Genomic DNA, 10349 nt, shown 5'->3' on the forward strand with positions numbered 1-10349 from the left:
ATTAAAATACCTATAGTTAGGTATATCTTAAATAATTATTTGCTTATTGATTTCGAATGAATTACCCATGATTTTTATAACGTATACACCTTTATTGTGTAATACTATATCTATTGATTTTTGCTGTGAATTGTTATTGATTTTTTGAATTATTTGTCCATTAATATTGTATATATATATATCATTAATTACAGATTTTGGTTGTTTAGTGGTAATAGTATAGGTTGTATTATTTTTTTTGAAAATATCGATATAGTTTCTTTCCTGCGAAATAAAATCTAAAGAACCTAAATTATATCCCCAAATTTTTTGTGCATATTCTGGATTATCAATAAACGGATTTCTATTATTTTGATAAATATAAATTGCATTATTGATTTGTATTTCTCTTGGAGAAACAGGATCATTAACATGCCATGTCATTAATATTTTAAGGAAAGTATCTGTAAAAACTTTATCTTTTGTTCCATTAAACATTGCATAATTCCAATTTTGAATTCCATTTTCTTGGTATCGAGTAGCAAAATAGAAATAAGCTCGCGCAATGTCTCCTTTAAATTCGTCTAAAGGTTCAAATACAATTCCTGAATATCCAGCTGAATAACCAGAATTTAAATTATTTCCTCTTTTAGATCCATTTCTTGATGTAAAAGTGGTAGTTCCGACAACGCCAAAAGGATAATTTCCTCTTTCTCCATTCACTTTTCCATCAGTAGGCCATATATGGAATGGATCAGATACCATTGGTGAGTTTTGGTTGAATACTGATTGTGGAATCAAATGCTCACGATTATAACAACTACCTTCACCTGAATAATTACCACATTGATTAGTTCCTGGTATGTAATTATATGGGTCAGGTCCTGATGGATTTTCGCTGTAAATATCCATTATTGTATTTTGTTGACCAGAATCATACCAATTATCATTGAATGCATTTGGATTACCTGTATATAATCCCCAAAGCTGATTATAGGATTTTGTATTATGATTTTTTATGATATTGTATAATTGTGTTTTTAACGTATAACCAGTACCTGTTGCAGTATTATAATATCCATTTGGTGCTTGTGCAATTCCAAATTGTGCTAAACCTATAATGATAATACTGTATAGAATTTTTTTCATAATATATTTTAAAAGTTACTAATAAATTTAATGATAAAAACTCAACTAACTGTAAATCAATATATAAATATTAGTGTTTTGTTTTTGTAATTTATATTATCTTGTCATCTGATAAATGAATATTACAAAATGTTACTTTTTAAAAAACTTATACCAGATCCATTAATATTGTATTTGATAATTGCATTGCTTTTAGCTTATTTATTACCAGAATTAAGTAATATTGAATTTGTAGGTTTAGGGCTAGATAATATTATTGATATTGGTGTATTAATTGTATTTTTCTTTTATGGGTTAAAGTTAAAATGGAATGAAGTTTTTAATGATTTATTAAATTGGAAATTACATGTTAGAATTCAATTAATAACATTTTTATTATTTCCATTATTAGGATTGTTGTTCTATCCTTTAGTCATTCTTAATGAAGAATTTTATGTTTTATTTTTAGCTATTTTTTATTTATGTTGCTTACCCAGTACAGTTTCTTCATCTGTTGTAATGGTTTCTTTAGCGAAAGGGAATGTAACTTCTGCAATTTTTAATGCTAGTTTATCGGGGTTACTTGGAATATTGTTAACTCCATTATGGTTAAGTTTGTTTGTAAAACAGAATGGAGATATTGATTCAAGCTCAATTTTTCTTAGTTTAATTTTAAATGTAGTTTTACCAGTTATTTTAGGTGCATTTTTACAACCTTTTTTGGGGAAATTATATGAAAAATATAAAAAAACATTATCCAATGTAGATAAATTTACCATTGTTTTGATAGTTTATACAAGTTTTAGTCATACATTTCAAGATAATCTTTTTGGTAAAGTAGGATATTCTAATCTTATTATTACAATTATAGGTGTGATAACTTTATTCTTTATTGTTTTTTATTTAATACAATTCTTGAATAATCGTTTTTGGAAATTTGCCAAATCCGATTTTATTACTATTCAATTTTGTGGTACTAAAAAATCTTTAGTTCATGGCTCTGTTATGGGAAGTGTTATGTTTGGCTCGGATATAGGAGTTTTTTTATTGCCTATTATGATATATCATACTTTTCAGTTATTATTTATTAGCTATAAATCGACACAATATGCTAAAGAATTGGAGTAATTGGATTGTTTTATTTTTTATACAATTTTTTGGTTGGAAATTCTTGTTTAAAAATGAACATTTTGTTATGTTTTGGTATAAGAATGTAACTCTAACTTATAACCACATAGTATATTATTTTTCAAGTAAATTTAATATTCCATTCGGTGAAATTTTATATGTTTTATTCGGTGTTTTTTTGATTTATATTATAATCAATCTATTTAATAAAAAATCGTATCTCAAAAAAAATTCACTCCTTTTTAAAGTCTTATTTTATCTTCAATTAGTTTATAATTCACTTTGGGGTATAGTAAATTATAAGAATAATTTCACCTTTAATTATACTAATTTAAAGATTGAAGTAAAAGATTTAAAAGTATTGTATTATAATAGTTTAGATAAGATAAAGATATTAAGATATGAATTAGGTGCAGACGATAAAAAGGCAATAGATTTTATTTATAATAATGATATTTATCTTAAAGATATTGAGCGGAATTTAAAGAATCTACAAAATGAATCTTGGGTGAATCATTTTAATATTCCTAAAAATTTAATAGTTAAAGAATCATTTTTTTCTTCAATTTTAAATCAATTTGGAGTGTTGGGATATTATAATCCATTTACTGTTGAAAGTAATGTAAATAAGTATAATTCTGATCTTAAAACTCCTTTTACAACAAGTCATGAAATAGCTCATCAAATTGGATTTGCAACAGAGAATGAAGCTAATTTTATAGCTTACTATTTAGGTGTAAATTCAGAAATTAAGGAAGTTCAATATGCTGCAAATTTCAAGACGACATTTTCATTGTTAAATGCAATCTATTCTCAAGATTCTATTTTCGTGAAAAATGAAATTGAGAATTTACCATTAGGAATTAAAACTGATCGTGACGCAGAAATTAAATATTATAAACAATATGAAGGAAAATTAAATGATCTATTTTCAAGGTTAAATAATCAGTTTTTAAAGGTAAATAATCAAGAGGGTGTAGTTTCATATTCTAAATATATTACTTTAGTTTATCTTTATAATTTGGAACAAAACAAAAAGGCTAATCAACATTGATTAGCCTTTTTTATATAATATAAAGTGATGTGTTAAAGTGTGTATTTATCTGTGAATCTAATAGCAGATTTTACTTTGTATTCACCATTTTCGTCAGCTTCAGTTAATACTAATATAGGGTAATACTCTCCTGATGGTATTGCTTTTGTAATGTTAGTTTTTATTACAGGATTTTTTAATTCAGATATTTTAGAAATTGGTTTAATATCTACGTTTAACAATTCGTAACCTTCTACAGTTGTAAATTCATTTGCAGGGTTTTCAGAAAAGTAAACTAATAATTTTAATTCATTTGTATCAGATAAAGTTCTATTTTGGATACTGTTATTATTTCCATTGATTACAACAGATAAAGTAGAAAAATCAACATCTAATTTCCAATCACCTGCTAATACCTTTTGATTTGGAACATAAGCTAAACTTAAAGAGCTTTTTACAGTTGAGTAAACATTAGATAATGTGTTGTCAGCTTTTTCTCCATTAATCATATATGAATTCTCTTTAACTAATTCATAGTGGTCATCAATATATTCTAATCTATTATCTAAAACTTTATAGTTTTTTATTTCCTTAGTGTTTTTATCTCTTAATACTACAATAGTTTTGTATGAGCCTTGAGGTAAATGACTGATTTCTAATTGAGTAAAAGCAATTCTGATGTTGTTGAAACTATTTCTGTTTCCATCAACCTGACCTAAAACAGTTTCCTTATTTAACTTATGAGTTAACTTATTAGCATCAATTCTAACTGTTGAATTTTTTTCAGGATCAACCGGGATAAAATGAACAGTTAATTCTAAATCATTACTCCTTGAATTTGTATTATTAATGATTTGAGAGCCATTAATAACAAAAGATTTATTATCCTCATTGTTTTTAATACTCCAAACTCCTCTTAAATCATAAGACTGATTATAAGTTGCAGGTAAATCAGTTAATACAACCGTTTGTTGAGAAAATGTATAATTTCCAGTAATTATCGCTGTCGTTAATAAGATTTTTTTAAAGCTATTCATAGGTACTCTTTTAAGTATTGTTTTACAAAATTAAGATAATTTTTTAGATACTATGTTATTTTTACTTGTGAAAGTATTAAAAAATATGCAATTAATGTTTATTTCGCTAAGAAGAATTCAAAGTTTATTTAATTTTGTACTATCAAATATATAATATGAAAATTACAGCAAGAGATATAGATCAGTTTGATAGTTTGATACATGGAGATGAAACAACATTTGAACAATTGACTACTTTTGATAGAAATGGTTTAGCACCCGTTTCAATAGATAATATTTTTGCGTTAATTAATACTTTAGGAGAAGTTGTTGTTCCATTTGAATATCAATCTATAGTGATGTCAACTATAAATGCGTATAGCGTTAGTAAAAATGATAAATGGGGATTTATTACAAAATCTAACCAAGTTTTAATTCCAATAGAATATGATTTAACATCAGATTTTATAGAGAATTTTTGTGCTGTAAAAAAAGATGGAAAATGGGGATTTATTGATTTATTAAACTCTATCTCAATTCCATTTGAATATGAGGGTTGTACAGACTTCAAGAGTGGTATAGCGGGTGTTGTAAAAAATGGAAAATGGGGTGTAATAAATAAAGAAAATGAATTAATTATTGATTATCAATATGAGTATCTAACACCTGTTGACGCAAACTTTTTAACTTTTGGTGTTGCAACAAATTTTAAAGTAGATCGTCCTGATATATTAGCATTTTTTCCATATTTTCTAAATCCTGAGAATTATTTAATGCATTTTGGATTAATTTCTATAAATAATGAAATTTTATTAGATGCTATTTCTGAATTACCAGTATTAGAAAGTCATGACGGAAAACCAGTTATAAGACAAAACTATCAAATAGGATATTTAGAAAATAAAGATTTTATACCTTTTACTCAATTTAGTATTGATCCATACGAGGAGAAGATTTTAAAACAAATAGGAGTAATGAAATAAATAAAAAGGAAGCAATAGGCTTCCTTTTTTATTTTTTTAATTGCATATGGTAATGATTCTCACTCATTAATTGTTTTTCTCCAATTACTTTAAAACCTAAAGATTCATATAATTTCTGAGCTCTTGGTTTATTAAGATCGACTAATAAACCTATCGTTTGATTTTTTTTATCAGCATATTCTTCAATGATAAATTGAAATATTTCAGTTCCAATTCCTTTTCCTCTAAATTCAGGAAATATCGCAACATTATCTATGTAAATTTCTCCAGGTTCAGTTTCATCCTGTGGATTAATTTTTCTATTGAATTTAGTCAATAATAAATTCAATACAGGTTTTCTTAATTCGTATAATAAACTTCCGTCATACACAATACATGTTCCGGCTATTTTACCATCAATTTCATAAATCCATGCATTTTCGTAACTGTATTGATTATTTTCTTGTGAAATTAATTCAGATAAAAATTGTTTAGCTTTATCCCCATCTTTTAATCCGATAAAATCATAAGTAATGTCTTCCATAGAAAACATCAGTAATTGTGCAATTACATTTGCATCTGATGATGTAGCTTTTCTAAAATTCTTCATTGTTATAAAATAAAAATGCCTTGATAATTTCAAGGCATTTATTAGATTGTATTAAATAATTATTTAATTTTTGCTTTCTCTAAAGTGTTGTTAATACCTTGTTTTGCATCTTCAGCAGCTTTATTTACACCTTCTTTAGCATCTTCAGCAGCCTTATTTACATCTTCTTTTGCGTTTGCAGCAGCATCTTTTACATCAGCTTTAACGTCTTGTGCTTTTGCATCTACAGCTTCAGCTGCATTGTTTACACCATTTTTAACGTCTTGTGCAGCTGCACTTACCGCATTTTTAGCAGATTCCCATGCAACATTTGCATCATCTAAAGCTTTTCTAGCAGCTTCTTCTGCAGCTTTATCTCCACTTTTAATAGCTGCGTCTAAATCAGCTTGTGCTTTGTCAACTTGTGCTTTAGCTTCAGTTTCAGAAAAAGTTACATCAGTAGTAGTTTCTACAACAGCAATAGTATCTGCATTAGCATCAGTTACAACAGTTTTTTCAGTTTCAGTTTTACAAGCAACAAAAGCTAATCCTGCAACAGCAGCTAATACGAACATTTTTTTCATAATTGTAATTTTAAGTTTATTAATTTGGTTTAACAATATTCAAAAATTAAGCCGTTTAATTGGTTTAAATTCTGATTATTAGTTTAAATGTATGAAATTAATTAGAATAAAAACTATTATTTTTCAATTAATTATAAACTTCTAACATACGATCATTACCTGAAATATCTTGGTGTAAAATGACTTTTTTATAATATTTTTCAAACATTTTTTTAGTTTCTGCTCCAAGATATTGATTGATTTCACAGAATATTTTTCCATTCTCCGTTAAGTGATTCAATCCAATTTCAGCTACACGACGATAAAAAATCAAAGGATCTTCATCTGATACAAATAATGCTAAATGTGGTTCGTGGTTTAATACATTTTCATGCATTTCAGCTTTTTCTAATTCGCGGATGTAGGGTGGATTAGAAATGATAATATCAAATTTTTGATTCAAATAAAATTCTTCTAATAAATCTTGTTGAATAAAATTGATTGGTGCATTTAATTCTTCAGCATTTTGTTTAGCTATTGCTAATGCTTCAGTCGAAATATCAATAGCAGAAACTGCAGCTTGTGGTAAAATCTTTTTAATCGTAATCGGAATACATCCAGAACCAGTTCCAAGATCAATAACATTTAATGTTTGATCTTTGTTGTATTGTTCACTAATTAAATAAATTAACTCTTCAGTTTCTGGGCGTGGAATTAACGTATATTCATTCACTCGAAAGAAAAAATCATAAAAAAATGCTCTACCAACGATTTGTTGAACTGGTTTTCCATCTTTTAATTGTAATAAATCTTCCTCAAATGTTTTAATTTCGAAATCCATTTTATCATCATTAAATAAAAATGAATCAATAATATTTAATCGAATCTCTATATAATATCTAAAAATCGCTTGTATTTCTGAAGAATCATACAGATTTTGTAATTCTTCACTGAAACGATTGTTAATGTCTTGAATTGTCATTTTGCAAAGATAAGTCGAATCGAGCGAAAGATTAAAACTCTTAAACTTTTTGAAACAATTTGAATTGATTAAATTTGCCGTTCGATGAAAAAAGATATCAGTAAATTAGATCCAAAGGAATATATTTTGATTAAGGGAGCAAAGCTTCATAATCTTAAAAATATTGATGTTGCAATTCCTAAAAATAAGTTGGTAGTAATTACCGGAATGTCGGGTTCAGGAAAATCTACATTGGCTTTTGATACATTGTATGCAGAAGGTCAACGTCGTTATGTGGAGAGTTTATCTTCGTATGCGCGACAGTTTTTAGGGAAATTAGACAAGCCACAAGTTGATTTTATTCACGGAATTGCACCAGCAATTGCGATTCAACAAAAAGTGAATTCTACTAATCCACGTTCAACAGTTGGAACTTCGACTGAAATTTACGATTATCTTAAGTTACTTTATGCGCGTATCGGAAAAACTTATTCTCCAATTTCAGGAGAATTAGTTCAAAAAGATACGGTAACTGATGTGATTGATTTTATGAAGACTTATCCTGCGGATTCTAAATTTATCTTATCGATTGATTTAGTTGTGCCGGAAGATAGATCGTTTGCAGAACACTTAAATATCTTGCAACAACAAGGATTTACTCGTTTAGCAGTAGATGATAATCAAGTGAAAATTGAAGATTTAATTTCATTTAATTTCGAGCCACAACCCGAAAATAAAGTTGCTTTAATTATCGATCGTATTTCGATTCCTGAAGATGCTGAAGAATCATTTTTTCATCGTTTAGCTGATTCATTGGAAACTGCATTTTTTGAAGGAAAAGGAGATATTAAGCTTCAAATATTAGAAAATAAAGTAACGAAATCTTTTTCAAATAAATTTGAAATGGACGGTATCATTTTTAATGAACCAAATACGCATTTCTTTAGTTTTAATAATCCTTATGGAGCTTGTCCAACTTGCGAAGGTTACGGAAAAGTGATTGGGATTGATGAGGATTTGGTAATTCCGAACAAAGCAATTTCTATCTATGAAGATGCTGTTGTTGCTTGGAAAGGCGATAAAATGAGTGAATGGAAAACATTATTTATGAAAGTAGCTACGAAGGTAGATTTTCCTATTCACAAACCTTATTTTGAATTATCTGAAGAGCAAAAGGATTTCTTATGGCGTGGTGATAAATATTGGGAAGGATTAGATGGATTCTTTAAAATGGTTGAACAAAACACATACAAAATTCAGTATCGTGTCATGTTATCTCGTTACAGAGGAAAAACTGTTTGTCCGACTTGTAAAGGTCGCCGTTTACGTCCAGAAACTACTTATGTTAAGATCAATGGAAAAGCTATTTCTGAATTAGTTGATTTACCATTGAATGAATTAAATGATTTCTTTCAATCTATCGAGTTTTCTGAATTTGATCGTCAAGTTGCAAGCCGAATCATTTATGAAATTAGTTCGCGCTTACAATTCCTATTAGATGTTGGTTTAGAATATTTATCGTTAAATCGTGCTTCTAATACATTATCCGGTGGTGAATCTCAGCGTATAAATTTAGCAACTTCTTTGGGTAGTAGTTTAGTTGGTTCGATGTATATTTTAGATGAGCCTTCGATTGGTTTACATTCAAAAGATACCGAACGATTTGTATCAATTTTGCATCGTTTACGCGATTTAGGAAATACAGTAATTGTAGTTGAACATGACGAAGATATCATGAAAGCTGCGGATTATATTATAGATATTGGCCCAGAAGCCGGAACAAATGGTGGTGAAGTTGTTTTTGAAGGAACATATGATGAGCTTTTAAAAGCGGATACATTAACTGCTAAATATTTGAATGGAGATTTAGCAATCGAAATTCCGAAACACCGCATCAAACCTCAGAATTATTTAAAAGTTTTAGGCGCAAGAGAAAATAATTTAAAAAATATTGATGTTAAATTTCCATTGAATATGCTTACTGTAATTACAGGAGTTTCAGGATCTGGAAAATCGACATTAATGAAAGAGATACTTACGCCAGCGTTAGAACGAAATTTTGAGATTTTTGGAAATAGAATAGGAGAGCACGATGGTTTAATAGGAGATTTAAATCAATTAAATGGAATTGAATTAATTGATCAAAATCCGATAGGTAAATCTTCTCGTTCTAATCCGGTTACTTATGTGAAGGCTTATGATGATATTCGTAATTTATTTGCAGCTCAAAAGGCGAGTAAATTAAATGGATTTCAGGCAAAACATTTTTCGTTTAACGTAGATGGAGGTCGTTGCGATACCTGTAAAGGTGAAGGAACAATTACAATCGAAATGCAGTTTATGGCTGATGTTGATTTGGTTTGTGAAGAATGTAACGGACAACGATTTAAAAAATCTGTTTTAGAAGTTAAATTTAACGAATTGTCAATTTCGGATGTTTTAAATCTAACAATCGATAATGCAATTGAATTCTTCGGTAAACATGAACAAAAGAAAATAGTAGATAAATTAAAACCTCTACAAGATGTTGGTTTAGGTTATGTAAAACTTGGTCAATCTTCTAATACATTATCAGGAGGTGAAGCACAACGTGTAAAATTGGCTTATTTTTTAACTAAAGGTGAGACAGCAGATAAGACGCTATTTATTTTCGATGAACCTTCAACTGGTTTACATTTTCATGACATCCAGAAATTAATCAAAGCATTACGTGCTCTAATCGATTTAGGACATTCAGTTTTTGTAATCGAACATAATATGGATATTATTAAAGTTGCAGATTGGATAGTCGATTTAGGTCCAGAAGGAGGTAAAAATGGAGGTTATTTAGTTGCTGAAGGAACACCAGAAGATGTTGCCAAGGTAAAAGAATCATTTACGGGACAATTTTTAAAAGAGAAATTATAAGTATAAAAAAAGCCACTCAATAGACTGCACCCAAAAGTTTGGACAGATTAAAAATTAATAATTATAAAAATGAGTTCGATATT

9 protein-coding genes are annotated in these 10349 nt (G+C 28.1%); 4 read left to right on the forward strand and 5 right to left on the reverse strand.

The genetic code is table 11. The features are described 5' to 3' along the window. Nucleotides 1-27: 27 nt before the first annotated feature. Entirely contained in the window at nucleotides 28-1128 is a 1101-nt protein-coding gene (locus tag EAH69_RS08250) for an endonuclease (protein WP_121934721.1), read from the reverse strand. A gap of 129 nt (nucleotides 1129-1257) precedes the next feature. On the opposite strand from EAH69_RS08250, the gene EAH69_RS08255 reads away from it, so the two are divergent. Continuing rightward, complete coding sequence (locus EAH69_RS08255) at nucleotides 1258-2235, forward strand: bile acid:sodium symporter (RefSeq protein ID WP_121934722.1); 978 nt, start codon at nucleotides 1258-1260, stop codon at nucleotides 2233-2235. Between the two features lie 67 nt (nucleotides 2236-2302). After that, on the forward strand, nucleotides 2303-3289 hold the full coding sequence (locus EAH69_RS08260; protein WP_230466753.1) for a DUF3810 family protein: 987 nt from the start codon (nucleotides 2303-2305) through the stop codon (nucleotides 3287-3289). A gap of 32 nt (nucleotides 3290-3321) precedes the next feature. On the opposite strand, the gene EAH69_RS08265 is transcribed toward EAH69_RS08260, so the two are convergent. After that, a complete protein-coding gene (locus tag EAH69_RS08265; RefSeq protein WP_121934724.1) occupies nucleotides 3322-4305 on the reverse strand; it encodes a hypothetical protein in 984 nt (327 codons plus the stop codon). A gap of 155 nt (nucleotides 4306-4460) precedes the next feature. Between EAH69_RS08265 and EAH69_RS08270 the strand changes: the two genes are divergently transcribed. Beyond that, nucleotides 4461-5267, forward strand: coding sequence for a WG repeat-containing protein (locus tag EAH69_RS08270; RefSeq protein WP_121934725.1), 807 nt, complete (start codon nucleotides 4461-4463; stop codon nucleotides 5265-5267). A gap of 28 nt (nucleotides 5268-5295) precedes the next feature. Here EAH69_RS08270 and EAH69_RS08275 read toward each other — a convergent pair whose 3' ends face one another. The 3 genes from EAH69_RS08275 to prmC form a co-directional block, all read right to left on the reverse strand. Then, nucleotides 5296-5856 carry a GNAT family N-acetyltransferase gene (locus EAH69_RS08275; RefSeq protein ID WP_121934726.1) on the reverse strand — a complete coding sequence of 187 codons (561 nt, stop codon included), beginning with the start codon at nucleotides 5854-5856 and terminating at the stop codon, nucleotides 5296-5298. Nucleotides 5857-5915: 59 nt separating this feature from the next. Then, nucleotides 5916-6419, reverse strand: a complete 504-nt coding sequence (locus EAH69_RS08280; protein ID WP_147439114.1) for a hypothetical protein — start codon at nucleotides 6417-6419, stop codon at nucleotides 5916-5918. A 127-nt stretch (nucleotides 6420-6546) separates the two neighbouring features. Beyond that, nucleotides 6547-7380 carry a peptide chain release factor N(5)-glutamine methyltransferase gene (gene prmC / locus EAH69_RS08285; protein WP_121934728.1) on the reverse strand — a complete coding sequence of 278 codons (834 nt, stop codon included), beginning with the start codon at nucleotides 7378-7380 and terminating at the stop codon, nucleotides 6547-6549. Between the two features lie 84 nt (nucleotides 7381-7464). Here prmC and uvrA point away from each other — a divergent pair, with 84 nt between their 5' ends. Continuing rightward, nucleotides 7465-10266, forward strand: a complete 2802-nt coding sequence (gene uvrA / locus EAH69_RS08290; protein ID WP_121934729.1) for an excinuclease ABC subunit UvrA — start codon at nucleotides 7465-7467, stop codon at nucleotides 10264-10266. The last annotated feature ends 83 nt before the right edge of the window (nucleotides 10267-10349 follow it).

This window comes from Faecalibacter macacae, from assembly GCF_003687725.1.
Taxonomy (GTDB): Bacteria; Bacteroidota; Bacteroidia; order Flavobacteriales; family Weeksellaceae; genus Empedobacter; species Empedobacter macacae.

What these genes read in the sequence shown, in the direction of transcription:
- EAH69_RS08265 (WP_121934724.1), bottom strand. Translation starts at nt 4,305, where the DNA reads ATGAATAGCTTTAAAAAAATCTTATTAACGACAGCGATAATTACTGGA.
- prmC (WP_121934728.1), bottom strand. Translation starts at nt 7,380, where the DNA reads ATGACAATTCAAGACATTAACAATCGTTTCAGTGAAGAATTACAAAAT.
- EAH69_RS08270 (WP_121934725.1), top strand. Translation starts at nt 4,461, where the DNA reads ATGAAAATTACAGCAAGAGATATAGATCAGTTTGATAGTTTGATACAT.
- EAH69_RS08255 (WP_121934722.1), top strand. Translation starts at nt 1,258, where the DNA reads ATGTTACTTTTTAAAAAACTTATACCAGATCCATTAATATTGTATTTG.
- uvrA (WP_121934729.1), top strand. Translation starts at nt 7,465, where the DNA reads ATGAAAAAAGATATCAGTAAATTAGATCCAAAGGAATATATTTTGATT.
- EAH69_RS08275 (WP_121934726.1), bottom strand. Translation starts at nt 5,856, where the DNA reads ATGAAGAATTTTAGAAAAGCTACATCATCAGATGCAAATGTAATTGCA.
- EAH69_RS08280 (WP_147439114.1), bottom strand. Translation starts at nt 6,419, where the DNA reads ATGAAAAAAATGTTCGTATTAGCTGCTGTTGCAGGATTAGCTTTTGTT.
- EAH69_RS08250 (WP_121934721.1), bottom strand. Translation starts at nt 1,128, where the DNA reads ATGAAAAAAATTCTATACAGTATTATCATTATAGGTTTAGCACAATTT.
- EAH69_RS08260 (WP_230466753.1), top strand. Translation starts at nt 2,303, where the DNA reads ATGTTTTGGTATAAGAATGTAACTCTAACTTATAACCACATAGTATAT.